The sequence below is a fragment of the Actinoplanes sp. NPDC024001 genome, assembly GCF_040638955.1.
Classification (GTDB): Bacteria; Actinomycetota; Actinomycetes; order Mycobacteriales; family Micromonosporaceae; genus Actinoplanes.
In genome coordinates, this window is record NZ_JBEZZB010000194.1 from 1 (window position 1) to 17,656 (window position 17,656).

A 17,656-nucleotide genomic window follows, 5' to 3' on the forward strand; every position below is an offset into this window, starting at 1 on the left:
GGCCGTGATCATGTACATGATCCCGATCTGCTTGGCCGGCGTCGGCGGGCGAGCGCAGGGCCCAGTAGGCGATCGCCGCGACGGCGATGACGGCCGCCGTGACGACCAGGGCGAGCACCACCGGGTGCAGCCCGCCCGGCCGCGGCTTGCGCACGTCGACCCCGCCGCTTCCGTAGACGGTCATCGAGCTTTTCCTCCTGAAGAGTCCGGGCCGACACCTTACGCGGTGTGTCGCCCGGACTCCCGCAAATGCGGCGACGGTCACCTGTCCACGTCGGTGCGCAGCAGCCGCCATCCGCCGGCGGTCAGCGCGGCCACCGCCCACACCGCCATGGTCAGCCGTGCCGAGGTGGTGGTCATGTCGTCGCTCGGCCCCTCCCCGAAGATCAGGAAGAGGGCGCCGGAGCCGGGCAGATGGGTGGCGATCTCGGTGGTCCACCCGAACGGCAGCTGGGCGACGAGCAACGGCAGCACCAGGACCAGCGCGATCACGATGACCAGGGCGGCCGCGGTGCTGTGGGTGACCAGGCCGAGCCCGACCGCGAGCAGCGCGCCGGACGCGTAGACGAAGGCGAGGTCACCGACCGTGCGGGCGCCCTCGCCGGCCGGCAGCCCGACCCCGCCCTTGAGCGCCCACACCACCACGGTGGCGACGACCACCAGCACCGAGGCGAGCAGCGTCATGACGGCGACGATGACGCCGGCGCGGGCGGCGAGCAGGACCCCGCGCCGGGGCGTCCACTGCACGGTCGGCACGATCCCCCGGGTGCCGTGGTCGGCGGTGCTGGTGACCACGGCCATCGCCAGGATGCCGAAGAGCGCGAACAGCGCGCAGGGCCGGCTGCCGTCCCAGGCGGTGGCGCCCGGCGGCGGCGCGGAGGCGTCGGTGCCGGCGATGGCGCCGATCCCGAGCACCGCGACCGCGGTCGCCAGGACGAAGAGCCAGGAGGAGCGGACGCTCCAGATCCGGGCCCACTCGGCCCGTCCGGTACGGGCGATGACGACGGCGGCGCTCATGCGGTTGCTCCGTGATAGTCGACGCTGCCCTCGGTCAGGGACAGGTAGGCGTGTTCCAGGGACTGCTCCACCTCGGCCAGGTGATGCACCGGGGCGCCGAGCTCGTGGGCGAGGTCGCCGACCTCGGTGGCGGACAGCCCGGTCACCTCCAGCTCGCCGGGAGCGGTGGCCTCCACGGCGGCCCGGGCGGCCAGCGCCGCGCGCAGGTCACCGGCCCGCGGCGTGCGGACCCGGACCCGTTGCCCGCCGAGGCCGCGCAGCACCTCGTCGATGCCGGCGTCGGTGATCAGCCGGCCCCGCCCGATGATCACCACCCGGTCGGCGATCAGCTGCATCTCGCTCATCAGGTGGCTGGAGACCAGCACCGTGCGGCCCTCGTCGGCGAAGCCGCGCAGCAGCGCCCGGATCCACCGGACGCCGTCGAGGTCGAGACCGTTGACCGGCTCGTCGAACAGCAGCACCCGCGGGTCGCCGAGCAGCGCGGCGGCGATGCCGAGCCGCTGGCGCATGCCCAGCGAGTAGCCCCTGATCCGGCGGCCGGCCGCCGCGGTGAGCCCGACCTGGTCGAGCACCTCGTCGACGCGGGAGCGGGGGATGCCGTTGGCGTGGGCCCCGATGCGCAGGTGGGCGCGGCCGGTGCGGCCCGGGTGCATGGCGGCGGCGTCGAGCAGCGCGCCGACCTCGCGCACCGGGGCGGGGTGCTCGGCGTACGGCCGGCCGTTGACGGTGGCGGTGCCGCTGGTGGGCCGGTCCAGCCCCATCACCATCCGCATGGTGGTGGACTTGCCGGCGCCGTTCGGGCCGAGGAAACCGGTCACCTTGCCGGCCTCCACGTCGAAGGTGAGGTCGTCGACGGCGCGCACCGTGCCGTACGTCTTGGTGAGTCCCTGGACGGAGATCGACATCAGTTCGGCGGCTCCTTCCGATCGAGTAACGCGGAAAAGCTATCGAAACTCGATTGGTAGTGCAAGTAAAACGATCTACTGCGGCATCCCTGCTCAACCGGGCTCACCGGCGCGCGGCTGGCCCTGCGCTGACCGGGCCCTCAGGAGTCCGGGTCGCCGTGCTCCCGGTCGCGGATGTTGGCCAGATCCTCGCGGATGTCCTCCCACCGCTCGTGCTCCCGGACCCGGCGGTGGCGTTCGGCGAGGAGCCGGTCGCGTTCGTGCGCCAGCCGCTCACGGTCGTCGGCCTGCTCCTCGCGCTCGTCGGCGCGCTGGTCGCGTTCGTCGGCCCGCCGGTCGCGGTCGTCGGCGCGGCGGTCCCGTTCGTCGGCCCGCCGATCACGATCGCTGACGGTTGCCCGCCGGGCCTCGCCGCGGTCACCGAGCAGCATGCCGGCGTCCATCGCCCGCAGCATCCACACGACGGGCGGTTGCGCCCGGTGGAGCCGCACCGTGACACCCCGCTCGGCGCCGAGCCGGTACGCGTTCAGCAGCACCCGCAGCCCGCCCGCGTCCATGAAGCCGACCCGGGCCATGTTGATCTCCACGTGGCTCGCCCGGCCGTCCATCGTCCGGCTCAGCAGGTCGGCGAGCGGGGGCGCGGTGAGCCGGTCCAGCTCCCCGGCCAGGGTGATCGTGACGCGGTCCGGCCCGGACCGGACGCTCAGGTGCAGCCCGGCCGCGTCGTCAGGGCCTCCGATCACGACACCGGCCGATGCTGGGTCGCGAAGGTGGCCCACACGATCTTGCCGGTCTGCGTCGGCAGCGCGCCCCAGGCGGTGGCCGCGGCGGCGACGATCCGCAGCCCCGCACCGGGCTCCCACGGGTGGGCCGCGTCGATCAGACGGGGAAGCCGCGGACTGCCGTCGTGCACCGCCACGTGCAGCATCGTGTCGCGGACCGAGATCCAGAGATCCATGTCGGTGCCCGCGTGCTCGACGGCGTTGGCGACCAGCTCGGAGGCGGTCAGGCGGACCGGGTGGACCAGGTGCGCCAGGCCGAAGGCCAGGCAGGTGTCCCCGGCCAGCGTGCGTGCCCGCACGCAGGCGCTCGGCCACGGAGGCAGCCGCAGGTGCCGGCGGGGAGCAGTCGCGTCGCGGCGCGGGGTCTCCGCTACGGCGGCGCCGACGGTCCCGGCCTGCGTCAGCGTGGGTTCGCCGAGGACCTCCGCGGCGAGCTGGTGCCGCAGGGCCGGCGCCGCGGCGCACAGGACCATGCTGACCGGCGGGTCGTTCTGCTCGGCGAAGCGCGACGTGATCCGCCAGGTCGAGGCGGACTCCGCGTACGGATCGTCGAGCGCCGCGAGATCGATGAGCAGCAGCTCCGGCGTCTCGGCCACGGCCGCCCGCAGCACCTGCGCGACCTGATGACGCAGCCGGCCGTCCCAGGGGCCGCGCACCACCACCTGCGTGACGAGCTGCTCCGGCTCGTTGACGCAGGAGACCTGGGGTGTGTCCACCACCAGATGCGGCTGGTTCATGGTGACTCACATCCTCGGCGCGGGGTCGCCTGGTTCCTTCGAGTCTGCTCAGCGGCCACGCGAAGCGCCAGGAAACCACGTGCCGATCCGCGTTTTTCACTCTCAGGTCCGGCGGGAGCGCGAAATCCGCGGACCAGGGTGCCGCCCGGGGGTCTCCCGGGGCCGAACAGGCCCCCGGGCATGGGAACGTCGGGGAAGCCGGAGAGGGAGAACAGATGAGCGACGTTCCGATCGCCGCGCACGCGCTGGTGTCCGACTGCCACTCGGCGGCCCTGATCACGGCCGACGGTTCGGTGGACTGGCTGTGCTGCCCACGGTTCGACAGCCCGTCGGTCTTCGGCCGGCTGCTCGACCCGGACGCCGGGCACTGGTCGATCCGCCCGGCCGGGAAGTACGTGTCCAGCCGCCGCTACCTCGACCGCACCCTCGTGCTGGAGACGACGTTCCGGACCCCGGCCGGCACGGTGACGGTGACCGACGCGCTCGCGATGGGCCCGGACAACCGCGGGCACGACCTGGGGACCCGGGTGCCGCACCTGCTGATCCGCTCGGTCGCCGGGGTCAGCGGCGAGGTCGACGTCGAGGTCGGCTACCGGCCCCGCCCGGAGTACGGACTGCTGCGGCCGCTGCTCTCGCACGTGGCGGGCGGGGTGACCGCCCGTGGCGGCGCGGAGTGGCTGGTGCTGTCCAGCCCGGTGCGGCTGGACCTGGCCGAGTCGGCGGCGACCGGGCGCTTCACCGTACGAGCCGGCGACGTCGTCGTCTTCGGCCTGCAGCGCTCCACGCTGGAGGAGCAGCCGGCGCACATCTGGCCGGCGGACCGGCTGACCGCCCGGCTGACCGAGACCGTGACGGCGTGGCAGTCCTGGTCGCAGCTGCACCAGAACTACGACGGCCCGTGGCGCGACCTGGTCGAGCACAGCGGCCGGGTGCTGCAGGGGCTGACGTTCCGGCCCAGCGGCGCCGTGATCGCGGCGGCCACCACGTCGCTGCCCGAGCAGGTGGGCGGCGCCCGCAACTGGGACTACCGGTACTCCTGGGTGCGCGACGCCAGCTTCACCATGGAGGCGCTGTGGGTGGCCGCCTGCCCGGACGAGGCGAACGACTTCTTCGCCTTCATGACCACCGCGGCGGCCGCCGCGGTCGGCCCCGGCACGCCGCTGCAGATCATGTTCGGGGTGGGCGGCGAGCACGACCTCACCGAACGGACGCTGCCGCATCTGGCCGGATGGCGCGACAGCCGCCCGGTGCGCGCCGGCAACGGCGCCTGGAACCAGCAGCAGATCGACGTGTACGGCGAACTGCTCGCCGCCGCGCACCGCCTGGCCGACCGGATCACCGACATGGACGACGACATGCGCGACTTCCTGATCGCCGTGGCGGACTCGGCGGCCCACCGCTGGCGCGACCCCGACCAGGGCATCTGGGAGGTCCGCGGCGAACCCCGGCACTTCCTCTACTCGAAGGTGATGTGCTGGGTGGCGCTGGACCGGGCGATCCGGCTGGCCGGCCGGTTGCGGGCCGGCGACCGGGTGCCGGGGTGGAGCGCGGCCAGGGAGGAGATCCGGCGGGTCGTGCTGCGCGACGGCTGGAACGACGCGGCCGGCGCGTTCACCCAGTACCTCGGGTCGTCGACGCTGGACGCCGCGAACCTGATGATGGCGATCGTCGGGTTCCTGCCCGCCGACGACCCGCGCATGCTGGCCACCATCGAGGCCGTCGCGCAGCGGCTGACCGACGAGCGGGGGCTGGTCTACCGCTACCGCACCGAGGACGGTGTGGACGGTCTGGCCGGCGACGAGGGCGCTTTCCTGCTCTGCACGTTCTGGCTGGCCCAGGCGTGGGCGATGGCGGGACGGACGGAGCAGGCCCGGGCCGTGTTCGCGCTCGCCGCCGGGCACGCCAACGACGTGGGCCTGCTCGCCGAGGAGGTGGATCCGGCCACCGGCGAGCTGCTCGGCAACTTCCCGCAGGCGTTCAGCCACATCGGGCTGATCAACGCGGCGTGGGCGATCCAGCAGGCCGAGCAGCGCTGACCCGGCCGGCCGGGTGGCTCAGGCGGCGCCGAAGCGGCGCAGCACGACCAGCCACAGCAGACCCGCGGCGAGCGTCACCAGCGCGGCCGACGTGCCCAGCACACCCGGCCGCACCGACCGGGCCGTTGCCACGTCACCCCACCCGGCGACCAGCTCGTCGAAGGTGTCCGGCCGCGGCCGCTCCATCGAGGCGAGCTGCAGGCGGTTGCAGATGTCGAGCACACCGGGCGTCGACCGGGCCAGCTCGGCGGCGACCACGCGGGCGTAGAGCGAGTTCACCGTGCCGAGCAGGTTGACCACCCGGTTCTGCACCTCGACGGTGATGCGCTCGCCCGCCAGCCGCGGGTCGCCGAGAATCCGCTCGATCACGTCGCAGGTCAACCGTACGTCCGGGCTGGTGGCGGGCCGGGCCCGCCGGTCGAACCGCGGATCGTCGTCGAAGGGCCACACGATCCCACCTCCGCACTGCTGCCGGGTCGCGTTCAGGGTGGCCGGGATTCGTGGAGGTTTTCCCGCGACCGTATGACGCTTTCGTGACGGAACCGCGGTCGGTGCCCCGTGACGGTCTCCCTCGACAGGTCCAGCAGCGGTCACCGGACCCGCCGGCCGGCCGGCGGGCGGTCCGCGGTGATCGCCACCACGGTCACCCCGGCCAGGGCGAACAGCACCTGCAGGGCGATCTCCACCACGGTCGGGCCGGACCGTTCGGTGTTCGCCATCCGGGCGATGACGGTGGCCAGCACAGCCGCGGCGACCCCGGCGGCGATCGGCAGCCACACCGGCACGGACCGGCTGCGGCGCAGCAGCATCCGGCCGGCGACGCCGATGACGAGACCGAGGATCACCGCGGTGATCAGGCTGTGCGCCGTCATGGAACTCCTTCCGGTCGGAACCGACAGCGGCCAGCCTGCCCCGCCCGGTCTGCGGATTCCTGCCACGCCCATGACAATCGCGTGACAAACCTCCGGCCGGCCGGTCCGGCTCGGCCGGCGCCGGTCCCGCGGGGCATCATGCGAGGTATGAACGCGGTGCTGCTCATCGAGGACGACGACCGGATCCGCCTGTCGCTGGCGATGGCCCTGGAGGACGAGGGCTACACGGCGCACGCCGTCGCCACCGCCGAGGAGGGCCTCGCCGCACAGCGCAGCCGGCCGGCCGACACCGTGCTCATCGACCTGATGCTGCCCGGGATGGACGGCTACGAGTGCATCCGGCAGCTGCGCCGTACCGATGACGTGCCGATCGTCGTGGTCAGCGCCCGTGACGACACGCACGACATCGTGGCGGCGCTGGAGGCCGGCGCTGACGACTACGTCGTCAAACCGGTCGCGGTCAAGGAGCTGGCCGCCCGGTTGCGCGCGCTGCGGCGCCGCGCCCGGGCGGCTGCGCCGCCGGCCACCCCGGCCACCTCGGTGCTGACCTTCGGCGATCTCGAGGTACGGCCGGAAGCCGGCGAGGTACGGCTGCGCGGCGAACCCGTGGCCGTCACCCGCACCGAGTTCCGGCTGCTCTGCGAACTGGCCGACCACCCCGGCCTGGTGCTCTCCCGCCAGCAGCTGCTGCAGCGGGTGTGGGGTCACGAGTTCGGCGACGAACGGGTCGTCGACGTGCACGTCGGCCGCCTGCGCCACAAGATCGAGGCGGAGTCCGGGAACCCCCGGCACCTGGTGACGGTGCGGGGCCTGGGCTACAAGCTGCAGCCGTGAGACCGATCGGCCTGCGGGCCCGGGTGAGCGCGGCCTTCGCCCTCGGGGCGCTGGTGCTGTCGATCTGCATCAGCCTGGTCTCGTACGAGTCGACCCGCAACACCCTGTTCGCCGAGCGGGAGCGGACCGCCGTGCGAGCCACCTACTACGACGCCGCCGTGGTCAGCGCGGGCATCGCCGGCGCCGACCCCGACGTGCTGGAGGTGCTGCGCTCGCTGGACACCGGCTCCGACCGGTACGTGCTGCTGCACCTCGACGGCCAGTGGCACTCGCGCAGCGCCGACCGGGGCGTCGACACCGCCGTGCCGCGGGCGCTGCAGGAGATGACCGAGGGCGGGGAGGCGGGCGCCCAGCGGATCCGGCGCGACGGCCGGCCGGCGCTGATCGTCGGCGTTCCGCTGACCGGGTCCGCCGCCTTCTACGAGATCATCTCGTTGAGCGAGCTCGAACGCACCCTGCAGACCCTGGCCCTGGTGCTCACCGCCGTCGCGATCATGGTGGCCGCCGCCGGGGCGGCCGTCGGGTGGTACGTGACCCGGCACGCGCTGCGCCCGCTGACCGCGGTGGCCGGCGCCGCCCGCGGCATCGCCGCCGGCGACCTGACCACCCGCCTCGACCCGGACACCGAACCGGACCTGGCGCCGCTGTCGGCCGCCTTCAACGACATGGCCGACCAGCTGGCCCGCCGGATGGAACGGGACCGGCGGTTCGCCGCCGACGTCAGCCACGAGCTGCGTTCGCCGCTGCAGACCCTGGAGGCCGCGGCCAGCGTGCTGAACCACCGCCGGGACAGCCTGGACGAGCGGGCCGGTGCGGCGATCACGCTGGTCACCGCCGAGGTGGCCCGGTTCCAGGCGCTCGTCAACGACCTGCTGGAGCTGTCCCGCAGCGACCACCCGGTGCGGCGGGAGCAGGTGGACCTGGTCGAGCTGGCCCGGCGGGTCTGCCGGTCCCGGGGCCTGTCCACCGACCTGGTCGAGACGGCTCCCGGCACGCCCTCGTCGTGGCCGGTGGACCGGCGGCGGGTCGAGCAGGCGCTGGGCAACCTGCTCGACAACGCGGTGCGGTACGGCGGCGGGCCGGTCGCGGTCCGGGTCGGCCGCGGTTTCCTGGAGGTGGACGACGCCGGGCCCGGCGTCGCCGAGCAGGACCGGGCCGGCATCTTCGACCGGTTCGTCCGCGGCCCGGCGGCGAACTCCCGCGGTGACGCCGACGGCACCGGCCTGGGCCTGGCGATCGTCGCCGAGCACGCCGCCGCGCACGGCGGCAGCGCCACCGTCGCCGAGCGGCCCGGCGGCGGCGCCCGGTTCCGCGTCGACCTGCCGGGGGAGCAGCCATGAGAACCGTGCCCGCCGTCGCCGTCCTGTCAACCGCGTTCGTCCTGCTCACCGCCTGCGGGGTGCCCGCGCAGGACGAACCGCATCCGGTCTCGCTGCCCCGGCGCCCGCTCAACACGGTCTCGTCGGTGCCGGCCGCACCGATCGGCGAGGTGGCGCAGGTGCTCTGCCTGGTCCGTGACGACCGGCTGGTGCAGGCGGTCCGCCGGGTCGACGCGGTGCCCGACCCGCAGCGGCAGCTCGACCAGCTGGTCGCCGGGCCCACCCCGGCGGAGCAGTCGCTGGGGCTGTCCACGGCGCTGGCCACCACCGCGCTGACGGTGAGCCTGCCGCCCGGCAGCACCACCGCCGCGGTCGAGGTGGGCCCGGCCGAGGAGGGCGCCTCCCGCAGCGACGAGGCCCTCGCGTACGGGCAGATCGTCTGCACGCTGACCTCACGCGCCGACATCGCCGCCGTCACGTTCCTGCAGGACGGGCGGCCGCTGCAGGTGCCGCGCGGTGACGGCCGGCTGTCCGGCGAGGCGCTGCGGGCGGCCGATTACCGCACGCTCATCGACCAGCCGTGACGGGCCGCTGTCATACGTTTGTCACATCATCGCGGAACCGTTGAGGCATCGATCATTCATGGTGAGCGCCATGGCAGCGTTTCTCCTCGCCGCTCTGTTCGCTCTCGGCGCGGCGTTCACCCTGACGCACGGTTCCCCGGCCGGGGCGGTGCTGGTCGCGGTCGACGGTGCGCTGGTCACGGCGTACGCGATCGGCCGCCTGCGGGCCAAGGCCGCGGACCGCGCCGGCTGACCGGACGGCTCGCGTGCGAGCATGAGCCGGTGGCAACAGACGGTCCGAGCGTGCCCCCGGCCCGGCGTGGCCGTCGCCGCGACGCCGAGGCGAACCGGGATCGCATCCTGGCGGCGGCGCGCACCCTGCTGGTGGCGAATCCGCAGGCCAGCATGGACGAGCTGGCGCAGGCCGCCGGTGTCGTCCGGCGCACGGTCTACGCGCACTTCCCGACCCGGGACGCCCTGATCGCCGGGCTGGCCGACCGGGCGGCCGCCGACATGCTGGAGGCGCTGGGCCGCACCGACCGCACCGCGCTGGACCCGGCGGTGGCGCTCGCCGACTTCTCGCTGACGCTGTGGCGCGCCGGCGACCAGTACCGGTTGCTGATGTCGCTGGCCGAGCGGGAGTTCGGCATCCGCGGCCTGCGGGACCTGCTCAAACCGATCCGGGCGCAGGCGCAGGAGCTGCTGGTGCGCGGCCGTGACGCCGGCCGGTTCGCCACCCACCTGCCGCTGCCGGTACTCGGCGCCGCGCTGCAGGCGATGACGCTGGCGCTGCTGCAGGCGGTCAACGACGAGCTGTGGACCGAGGACGGGGTGCGGGCCAGCACCGCGATCCTGATCGCCGCCGGCCTGCCGGCCGCGGAGGCGGAGGCGGCGATCCGCTCGATAAATTGCACACCGTTGAGCAACTAGCTAACCTGCACATGACTGTGCAGGTTGCCCGGGCGCTCGCGGAGGTACGAACCGCCATGAACTTCCTGTTCGCCGCCATCGCCATCCCGATCTTCGGGGTGCACGGGGTCGCCCAGTTGACCGCCGGCCCGGGCATCCACCGGCACGCCGACCGGCTCGGTGTCTCCGCCTCCGGGCTGCGGTTCATCGGCCGTCTCGAACTCGTCTGCGCCGCCGGCACCGCGATCGGTCTCGCCGTCACGCCGGTCGGCGCGGTCGCGGCCGTGATCCTGCTCCTGCTGATGGCCGGGGCGGTGGCGACACACGTCCTCATCCAGGACCCGCCTGCCGTCACCCTCCGCCCGATGGTCGTCGCGGCCGTGCTCACCGCGTACCTGATCACGCTCTGATTTTTGATAGAACTGCCGCATGCTCGCGGCTGAACAGCTCGCCGGTCGCGTCGCCGACATCGTCGGCGAGGCGACCCGGTCGGTCATCCTGCACGGCTCGCTGGCGGCCGGCGGATTCCGTGCCGGGAGCAGCGACATCGACCTGCTCGTCGTGGTCGACGACGGCATCTCCGACGCGCAGGCGGCCGCCCTGGAGGATCTGGTTCGCGGGGCCGACGTGGGCGACGCGACCGGCATCGACCTGCACGTGGTCACGGCCGCGGCCGCCGGTGCACCGCGCCCGGCGCCCGCGCTGGAGTTGCAGGTCGGCCGTTACGACGGGTCGTCGGTCGAGTTCGAGGCCGAGCGCCGGGTGGCCGCCGCGCCGGACCTGATCACCGAGCTGTCCATGGCGCGGGCGGACGGGCGGGCGCTGCGCGGCGCCCCGCCGGCCGAGGTGATCGCGCCGATTCCGGCGCAGTGGGTGATCTCGCGGGGCCGGCACTGGCTGACCGCCTGGCGTTCGCTCACCGACGACACCGAGAACGCCGCGTTCATGGTTCTCACCGCCTGCCGCATCTGGCACTTCGCGGTGGAGAACGCCTACTGCTCCAAGTCGGAGGCGGCCCGGTGGGCGCTCCGGCGCGATTCGTCGCTCACGGTCGTCCGCCAGGCCCTCGTCCGGTACGAGCGGGACCCGGCCGCCGTGGTCGACGAGCGGGGCATCGCCGGCCTGCTCGACCTCGTCCTGCGGGACACCGCGACGACATAGCGGCGTTCACCTATTTACATCTTCAGTTAAGAGTCCTAATAATTGCCCATGCGCCGATCAGCGATCCTCGCCGCTGCGGCCGCCTTGGCCGCCGCATGCTCAACCGTCTATGTCGCGTCCACCGCGAGCGCCGCCGTGGCGTGTGCTCCCGCCTGGAGCGCGTCCGCCGTCTACGTCAAGGACAACGTCGTCTCCAAGGACGGCCGGAACTTCACCGCCAAGTGGTGGACCCAGGGTGAGGACCCGGTCCTCAAGAGCGCCCAGTGGGACGTCTGGATCAACAACGGCGCCTGCGGCGGGACGACGAACCCCTCGCCGTTCCCCTCCGTCTCGCCGTCGACCTCGCCGTCGACGTCGCCGTCCCCCTCCACCTCGCCGTCGCCGTCCACCTCGCCGAGCACCCCGATCCCGGTCGGTGGGCTGCCCAAGCACGCGCTCATCGGATATCTGCACTCCAGCTTCGCCAACGGCTCCGGATACCTGCGGATGGCCGACGTGCCCGCCGAGTGGGACATCATCAACCTGGCCTTCGGCGAGCCGACCAGCGTGACCTCCGGCGACATCCGGTTCACCCTGTGCCCGGCCACCGAGTGCCCCGGCGTGGAGACCGAGGCCGAGTTCATCGCGGCCATCAAGGCCAAGCGGGCCGCCGGCAAGAAGGTGCTGCTCTCCATCGGTGGCGCCAACGGCCAGGTGCAGCTCACCACCACCGCGGCCCGCGACCGGTTCGTCAGCTCGGTCAGCGCGATCATCGACCGGTACGGCCTGGACGGCGTCGACATCGACTTCGAGGGCCACTCGCTGTCGCTGAACACCGGCGACACCGACTTCAAGAACCCGACCACCCCGGTGATCGTCAACCTGATCAGCGCGATCAAGTCGCTGAAGGCCCGGTACGGCGCCGGCTTCGTGCTGACCATGGCGCCGGAGACGTTCTTCGTGCAGCTCGGCTACCAGTACTACGGCTCCGGGCCGTGGGGCGGCCAGGACCCGCGCGCCGGCTCCTACCTGCCGGTCATCCACGCCCTGCGCAACGACATCACCGTGCTGCACGTCCAGGACTACAACTCCGGCTCGATCATGGGCCTGGACAACCAGTACCACTCGATGGGCGGCGCCGACTTCCACATCGCGATGACCGACATGCTGCTCGCCGGCTTCCCGGTGGCGGGCAACACCGCGAACGTGTTCCCCCCGCTGCGTGAAGACCAGATCGCCTTCGGCGCACCCAGCTCGACCAGCGCGGGCAACGGATACGTCGCGCCGGCCGGCGTGCAGCAGGCGGTGACCTGCCTGGTCAAGGGCACCAACTGCGGCGGTTACACGGTGCGCAGCGGCACCAACCCGAACTTCCGGGGCCTGATGACTTGGTCCATAAACTGGGACAAGTTCTACTCGTGGGAGTTCAAGAACAGCCACGAGCCGTTCCTGAACGCACTGGGCTGACCGGCCTCCCGGAGTCTGCCGGATGGCAGACTCCGGGAATGGTCGAGGATCTTCGGGTACGCGGGGGCGGCGAAGGCGGGCCGCACCTGCTGTTGTTGCACGGTCTGGGCGCGACCGCAGACGTGTGGTCCCGGTGGGCGCCGGTGCTGGCGGACCACTGGCCCGGCCGGTGGCTGGCACCCGACCTGCCGGGTCACGGCGGGTCCGCGCCGCTGCCGGAGTACACCTTCGAGGCTCTGGCCGAAGCACTGATTCCGCTCGTGGAGCCGAGCGGCCGGACCGTCGTGCTGGGTCATTCGCTCGGCGGGGTGGTCGCGCTGGCCCTGGCCGCCCGCTCCCCGGTGACCGCGGTCGCCGGGCTGGGCATCAAGGTCGCCTGGAGCGACGGCGAACTGGAGCGGGCACAGGCGCTGGCCCGGCGCCCGGTCTCCTGGTTCGGCTCCCGCGACGAGGCCCTGGCCCGGCACCTGCGGGTTTCCGGGCTGGCCGGCCTGCTCGCCGAGGACGATCCCGCGGCGCTCGCGGGCGTCCGTGAGGAGGACGGCCGCTGGCGCCTCGCCCTGGACCCGCGCGCCTTCGGCGTGGGCGCCCCGGACATGGCCGGCCTGCTGGCGCGATCACCGGCGCCGGTCACCCTGGCTCGCGGCGAGCACGACGCCATGAACACCGACGAGCAGCTCGCCGGTCTCGGCGTCCCGGTGGTCACCCTGGCCGGACTGGGCCACAACGCGCACGTGGAGAGCCCCGAGCGGTGCGTGACGCTCCTGGAGCCGCACCGCTGACGCGGGCCGGGCGGACAACCGCGGGTGGGGCGGCGACAATGGGGCGGTCACGGCTCGCCGCCCCCCGTCCGCGGCGAGGCCGAGACCACGCAGCGATCGTATACGATCGCGCCCCGAAGAGATACGACGAAAGTGGGTCCACGTTGCAGGCTTCCGAGGACCTCGCCGGGCTGTCGAAGCACGAGTCCGTCTACCGCACCATCCGCGAGCGCATCCTCAACGGGAGCTACGGCCCGGGAAAACGCCTGGTCCTCAGCGCCATCGCGCGTGACCTGGAGGTCAGCCCGGTGCCGGTGCGGGAGGCGATCCGGCGGCTGGAAGCGGAGAGCCTGGTGACCTTCGAGCGCAACGTCGGCGCCCGGGTCAGCACGCTGGACGACGAGGCCTGGGAGCAGCTCGTCGAGATGCTCGCCCTGCTCGACGGCTATGCGGTCACCCGCGCGCAGCCCCGGCTCACCCCGGCCGTGCTCAAGAAGGCGCAGGGGTTCAACGACGCGCTGCGCCGCCATGCGAGCGTGCCGGTCGATCACGACCAGGTGATGGGCCTGCACCGCTCCTTCCACCGCACGATCTACGCCCTCGCCGACAATGAGTACCTGGTCGATTCGCTGGACCGCCTCTGGGACCGCATCGACGCCTCCCGGGTGCTGGCCTCACGCTGGCCGGCGAAACGTCTCGCCAGCGCCGTCGAGGAGCACGACGACCTGCTGCGCCAGCTGCGGTCCGGCGACGTCGAGCTCGCCGAGCTGGAGCGCTGCACCCGCCAGCACAGCCTCAACGCGATCATCGCGATCCGCGGCCAGGGCCGCTTCAGCTGACGGCCGGGCCCGCCGCGGCGGTCCGGCGGGTTCGCAGGGCCTGGGCGGCGAGGGCGAGCGCGCCCAGGGCGGCGACCGCGCCGCCGTACAGCAGGGCGGTGGGGTGCAGGCCGATCCGGCCGGCCAGCAGGCCGGCGATCATCGCGGGCAGGCTGAACGCCGCGTAGGAGATGACCAGCGCGACCGCCTGGAGCTCGCCGCGCTCGTGCGGCGCGGCCAGCCGGGCCAGGGTGCCGAAGGAGGCGAGGGCTGCCGCGCCGAAGCCGACGCCGGAGACGATCGTGCCGGCGGCCGCGAGCAGCAGGCTTGCGGTGAGCATGCCGCCGACGCCGATCAGGCCGCCGGCGGCCAGGCCGGTCCCGGCGATGGCCAGCACGCGCGGGGTGGGCACGGCCCGCAGCAGGAAGGACGTCAGCGCGCCGCTGCCGCAGAGCAGCGTGACCACCAACCCGCCGGTCAGGTGGTCGTGCAGGCCGAACGAGTCGGCCGCCACCGACGGGCCGAGCGCCAGGTAGAGGCCACCGAGCGCCCAGCTCGCCACCATGATCGGGACCAGGGCGAGCAGGTCGGCGCGCAGGCGGGCCGGCACGCCGAGCCGGGGGAGCAGCGCGGCGGCGACGCCGGGGCGGCGGGCGGCGGTCTCGGGCAGGAACGCCACGGTGACGGCGGCGAGCACCATGGCCGCGAGCAGCAGGGCGAACACCAGGTGGGTGGGGAACGGCGCGTACTCCACCAGGAAGCCGCAGCCGAGCGCACCGACGGCGAGCCCGGCGACCGGGGCGATGCCGCTGATCAGCCCGGCCCGCCCGGGGGCGTGTGCCGGGTTGAGGTCGATCAGGGCGGCGCCCAGCGTGCTGAGGGCGGCGCCGGTGGCGATGCCCTGCACGACCCGGGCCGCGATCAGGGTGCCGACGTCGCCGGCGACGAGGAACAGGACGAACGAGGCCGCCTCCAGCGCGATGGCGCCGGCCAGCACCGGCCGGCGGCCGATGAAGTCGGAGAGCGAGCCGAGGACGAGCAGCGTGCTGATCAGGGCCGCCACGTAGACCGCGAAGATCACGGTCAGGGTGGCCGCGGAGAAGCCCCAGAGCCCCTGATAGACGACGTAGAGCGGGGACGGCACGGCGGCCGCGGCGGCGAAGGTGAGCAGGATGGCGGCGGTCGCGGTGAAGGCGAGCCGCCGGTCGCGCACGACGGGCGGGGTTGCGGTTGCGGCGATGGCCATGACGGAGCGTCCCCCCATTGAACAGACAGGTCTGTCTAGTTGAGGCCGACACTAGACAGACCTGTCTGCTAACGTCAAGGCATGTCTGTGGCATCACCCCGCCGGTCGGCCCGCGAGCGCCTCCTGGAGGCGGCGGACGAGTTGTTCTATGCCGAGGGCGTGCACTCGGTCGGCATCGACCGGGTCATCGAGCGCGCCGGGGTGGCGAAAGCGTCGCTCTACAGCACCTTCGGCAGCAAGGACGAGCTGGTCCGGGCCTATCTGCGGGGCCGGCACGAGAGCCGGCGCGCCCGGATCCTGGCCGGCCTCGAGCGCTTCACCACCCCGCGCGAGCGCCTGCTCGGGGTCTTCGACGTGCTGGCCGAGCGGGCGGCGCAACCCGGCTTCCGGGGCTGCGCGTTCTACAACGCCAGCGCCGAGCGTGACCCGTCCGGAGTGGTCCGGGAGGAGGCCGACGCCACCCGCGCCTGGACCCGGGGTCTCTTCGCCGACCTGTGCCGGGAGGCCGGCGTGCCCGACCCGGAGGCCTTCGCCGACCGGCTGGTGGTCCTCTATGACGGCGCGACCGTCGGCGCCCGGCTGGACCCGGGGCCGCGGGCGCCGCTCGCCGCCCGCGGCATCGCCGCCGTCATGCTCGACGCGGTCACCGCCGGGTCAGCCCCCTGAGGAGCCGCTCGACCCGCCGCTGGAGTTCCCGACCACGTTGGTCTTGACGGTGCCGTTGGACACCGCTCCGGTGGCGGGCAGCCGGAACGCCTTCCGGGCCGCCCGGTCGCCGGGCGGGAAGTAGTCGCCGCCGTCGAGGTAGGCGCCGGTGGACAGCCCCCGCGGATAGGTGGGGGAGTGCCAGAGGAAGTAGAGCCCGCCGCCGTCGTCCTCGGCGCAGTACTCCTCGTCGACGACCTCGCCCTCCTCGTCGGCGCAGTAGAAGACCTCGTCCCCGTCGACGGGCTCCTCCTCGGCCGCGATCACCTCTTCGGCCGGCTCGTCGACCGTGCTCTCATCGACCCCGCCCTCGTCGACCGCACTCTCGTAGACGGGGCCCGACTCCCACTCGTCGAGCGTCGGCGAGCTGTCGCAGGCCGCGGTGCCGCCCGCCGCCAGCGACAGGAAGGTGGCCGTCAGCACGACCTGCCGGGAACTGATCCGCCGGCTTCTCATCGACGCGATTTGTTGATCAACAGCATGGCAGGCAGGGTAGTCGGCCTCCGCCAGGACACGGCCGGGTGGCCGGCGTCGCGCCGGTCCCCGCGGCAGGCAGCAGGAGCCGCGGATCGTCGCGGAATCTCTCCGCGGTGCCGTGCACCGCGAAGGCGAGCACGCCCGCCGCCTCGAGCCCGGACGCAGCCTCAAGGCGGCCGCCGGCTCGCCGATGGTGAACTTCGGTGTGGCGGTCTGCCCACCGTGGCACCATACTGAAAACGAATGCCGTTCGTTAATGTTCGGAGACTGACCATGAGATTGATCCGGTCCGCGGCGCTCGACTCGCCGGCCCGTGTCGACCCGCCGGTTCGTGCCCCGCTGCGGGTGGGTTTGGTTCAGCACCGGTGGCGTGCTGATGCCGGGGAGTTGAGGGCCGTGCTGGCGGCTGGTGTCGCGGTGGCGGCTGAGGCCGGTGCGCAGGTCGTTTTCCTGCCGGAGTTGACTCTGTCGCGGTATCCGGCGTTCGAGGAGCCGCGGGGTGTCCCGGTCGAGGCCGCGGAGGATGTGGCGTCCGGGCCGACCGTGGCGTTCGCCGCGGAGGCGGCCCGCCGGCACGGCATTCACGTGCACGCCTCGCTTTACGAGAAGACCGACCTCGGTGACGGTCTGGGTTACAACACCGCTGTGCTGGTCGCTCCGGACGGCAGTGTGGTGGGCCGCACCCGTAAGACGCACATTCCGGTGACCGAGGGTTATGTGGAGGACAAGTACTTTCGGCCCGGCCCGGCCGAGGGGGCCTATCCGGTGCACCGGGTGGCCGGGCTGGACGCGGGGCTGGGTATGCCGACCTGTTGGGACGAGTGGTTCCCGGAGGTGGCCCGGCTCTACGCGCTGGGCGGGGCCGACCTGCTGGTCTATCCGACGGCGATCGGCTCCGAGCCGGATCATCCGGGCTTCGACACCCGGCCGCTGTGGCAGCAGGTGATCGTCGGGCACGCCATCGCGAACGGGCTGTTCATCGCGGTGCCCAACCGCACCGGCGACGAGGGGCGGATCAGGTTCTACGGCTCGTCGTTCATCGTCGACCCGTACGGCCGGATCCTCGCC

22 protein-coding genes are annotated in these 17,656 nt (G+C 73.2%); 13 read left to right on the forward strand and 9 right to left on the reverse strand.

Translation table 11 applies throughout. The features are described 5' to 3' along the window. The 5 genes from AB0F81_RS44015 to AB0F81_RS44035 all read right to left on the reverse strand — a co-directional run. A partial coding sequence (locus tag AB0F81_RS44015; RefSeq protein WP_360208871.1) for a hypothetical protein occupies nt 1–184 on the reverse strand: 184 nt, incomplete at its 3' end. A gap of 77 nt (nt 185–261) precedes the next feature. After that, nucleotides 262–1,017: a hypothetical protein gene (locus AB0F81_RS44020; RefSeq protein ID WP_360208874.1), complete on the reverse strand. Its 756-nt coding sequence runs from the start codon at nt 1,015–1,017 to the stop codon at nt 262–264. Next, nucleotides 1,014–1,922 (reverse strand): ABC transporter ATP-binding protein, encoded by a 909-nt coding sequence (locus AB0F81_RS44025; protein ID WP_360208876.1) that lies wholly within the window; start codon nt 1,920–1,922, stop codon nt 1,014–1,016. The genes AB0F81_RS44020 and AB0F81_RS44025 overlap by 4 nt, the downstream gene beginning before the upstream one ends. Before the next feature lie 140 nt (nt 1,923–2,062). Continuing rightward, nucleotides 2,063–2,665, reverse strand: coding sequence for an STAS domain-containing protein (locus tag AB0F81_RS44030; protein WP_360208878.1), 603 nt, complete (start codon nt 2,663–2,665; stop codon nt 2,063–2,065). After that, nucleotides 2,662–3,441: an ATP-binding protein gene (locus tag AB0F81_RS44035; RefSeq protein WP_360208880.1), complete on the reverse strand. Its 780-nt coding sequence runs from the start codon at nt 3,439–3,441 to the stop codon at nt 2,662–2,664. The genes AB0F81_RS44030 and AB0F81_RS44035 overlap by 4 nt, the downstream gene beginning before the upstream one ends. A gap of 215 nt (nt 3,442–3,656) precedes the next feature. Between AB0F81_RS44035 and AB0F81_RS44040 the strand changes: the two genes are divergently transcribed. Further along, entirely contained in the window at nt 3,657–5,477 is a 1,821-nt protein-coding gene (locus AB0F81_RS44040; RefSeq protein WP_360208883.1) for a glycoside hydrolase family 15 protein, read from the forward strand. An 18-nt stretch (nt 5,478–5,495) separates the two neighbouring features. Here AB0F81_RS44040 and AB0F81_RS44045 read toward each other — a convergent pair whose 3' ends face one another. After that, complete coding sequence (locus AB0F81_RS44045; protein WP_360208885.1) at nt 5,496–5,927, reverse strand: BON domain-containing protein; 432 nt, start codon at nt 5,925–5,927, stop codon at nt 5,496–5,498. Between the two features lie 140 nt (nt 5,928–6,067). Then, nucleotides 6,068–6,349, reverse strand: a complete 282-nt coding sequence (locus AB0F81_RS44050; RefSeq protein WP_360208887.1) for a GlsB/YeaQ/YmgE family stress response membrane protein — start codon at nt 6,347–6,349, stop codon at nt 6,068–6,070. Between the two features lie 147 nt (nt 6,350–6,496). Between AB0F81_RS44050 and AB0F81_RS44055 the strand changes: the two genes are divergently transcribed. The 10 genes from AB0F81_RS44055 (at nt 6,497) to AB0F81_RS44100 (ending at nt 14,181) form a co-directional block, all read left to right on the forward strand. Continuing rightward, on the forward strand, nt 6,497–7,183 hold the full coding sequence (locus tag AB0F81_RS44055; protein ID WP_360208889.1) for a response regulator transcription factor: 687 nt from the start codon (nt 6,497–6,499) through the stop codon (nt 7,181–7,183). Then, nucleotides 7,180–8,523, forward strand: a complete 1,344-nt coding sequence (locus AB0F81_RS44060) for a HAMP domain-containing sensor histidine kinase (RefSeq protein WP_360208892.1) — start codon at nt 7,180–7,182, stop codon at nt 8,521–8,523. Before AB0F81_RS44055 ends, AB0F81_RS44060 begins: the two co-directional genes overlap by 4 nt. Continuing rightward, complete coding sequence (locus AB0F81_RS44065) at nt 8,520–9,086, forward strand: GerMN domain-containing protein (protein ID WP_360208895.1); 567 nt, start codon at nt 8,520–8,522, stop codon at nt 9,084–9,086. The genes AB0F81_RS44060 and AB0F81_RS44065 overlap by 4 nt, the downstream gene beginning before the upstream one ends. Nucleotides 9,087–9,156: 70 nt before the next feature. After that, nucleotides 9,157–9,318 carry a hypothetical protein gene (locus AB0F81_RS44070; protein ID WP_360208898.1) on the forward strand — a complete coding sequence of 54 codons (162 nt, stop codon included), beginning with the start codon at nt 9,157–9,159 and terminating at the stop codon, nt 9,316–9,318. A 29-nt stretch (nt 9,319–9,347) separates the two neighbouring features. After that, the gene (locus tag AB0F81_RS44075; RefSeq protein ID WP_360208900.1) at nt 9,348–9,995 is read left to right on the forward strand and encodes a TetR/AcrR family transcriptional regulator; all 648 of its coding nucleotides are present in this window, start codon (nt 9,348–9,350) and stop codon (nt 9,993–9,995) included. Nucleotides 9,996–10,006: 11 nt separating this feature from the next. Beyond that, a complete protein-coding gene (locus AB0F81_RS44080; protein ID WP_360208902.1) occupies nt 10,007–10,384 on the forward strand; it encodes a DoxX family protein in 378 nt (125 codons plus the stop codon). 19 nt (nt 10,385–10,403) lie between these two features. Continuing rightward, on the forward strand, nt 10,404–11,135 hold the full coding sequence (locus tag AB0F81_RS44085; RefSeq protein ID WP_360208904.1) for an aminoglycoside adenylyltransferase domain-containing protein: 732 nt from the start codon (nt 10,404–10,406) through the stop codon (nt 11,133–11,135). Nucleotides 11,136–11,183: 48 nt separating this feature from the next. Beyond that, complete coding sequence (locus tag AB0F81_RS44090) at nt 11,184–12,581, forward strand: glycosyl hydrolase family 18 protein (RefSeq protein WP_360208907.1); 1,398 nt, start codon at nt 11,184–11,186, stop codon at nt 12,579–12,581. A gap of 38 nt (nt 12,582–12,619) precedes the next feature. Next, nucleotides 12,620–13,363, forward strand: a complete 744-nt coding sequence (locus AB0F81_RS44095; RefSeq protein ID WP_360208909.1) for an alpha/beta fold hydrolase — start codon at nt 12,620–12,622, stop codon at nt 13,361–13,363. Between the two features lie 143 nt (nt 13,364–13,506). Beyond that, entirely contained in the window at nt 13,507–14,181 is a 675-nt protein-coding gene (locus AB0F81_RS44100) for a GntR family transcriptional regulator (protein WP_360208911.1), read from the forward strand. Here the strand turns inward: AB0F81_RS44100 and AB0F81_RS44105 are convergent. Next, nucleotides 14,174–15,406: an MFS transporter gene (locus tag AB0F81_RS44105; protein ID WP_360208914.1), complete on the reverse strand. Its 1,233-nt coding sequence runs from the start codon at nt 15,404–15,406 to the stop codon at nt 14,174–14,176. The genes AB0F81_RS44100 and AB0F81_RS44105 overlap by 8 nt on opposite strands. A gap of 81 nt (nt 15,407–15,487) precedes the next feature. Here AB0F81_RS44105 and AB0F81_RS44110 point away from each other — a divergent pair, with 81 nt between their 5' ends. Beyond that, nucleotides 15,488–16,072: a TetR/AcrR family transcriptional regulator gene (locus AB0F81_RS44110; RefSeq protein ID WP_360208916.1), complete on the forward strand. Its 585-nt coding sequence runs from the start codon at nt 15,488–15,490 to the stop codon at nt 16,070–16,072. Here the strand turns inward: AB0F81_RS44110 and AB0F81_RS44115 are convergent. Beyond that, a complete protein-coding gene (locus AB0F81_RS44115; RefSeq protein ID WP_360208919.1) occupies nt 16,061–16,567 on the reverse strand; it encodes a hypothetical protein in 507 nt (168 codons plus the stop codon). The two genes, AB0F81_RS44110 and AB0F81_RS44115, sit on opposite strands and share 12 nt — an antisense overlap. A 294-nt stretch (nt 16,568–16,861) precedes the next feature. Between AB0F81_RS44115 and AB0F81_RS44120 the strand changes: the two genes are divergently transcribed. Further along, nucleotides 16,862–17,656, forward strand: a 795-nt coding sequence (locus AB0F81_RS44120; RefSeq protein WP_360208922.1) for a nitrilase-related carbon-nitrogen hydrolase, incomplete at its 3' end; no start/stop codon positions are given.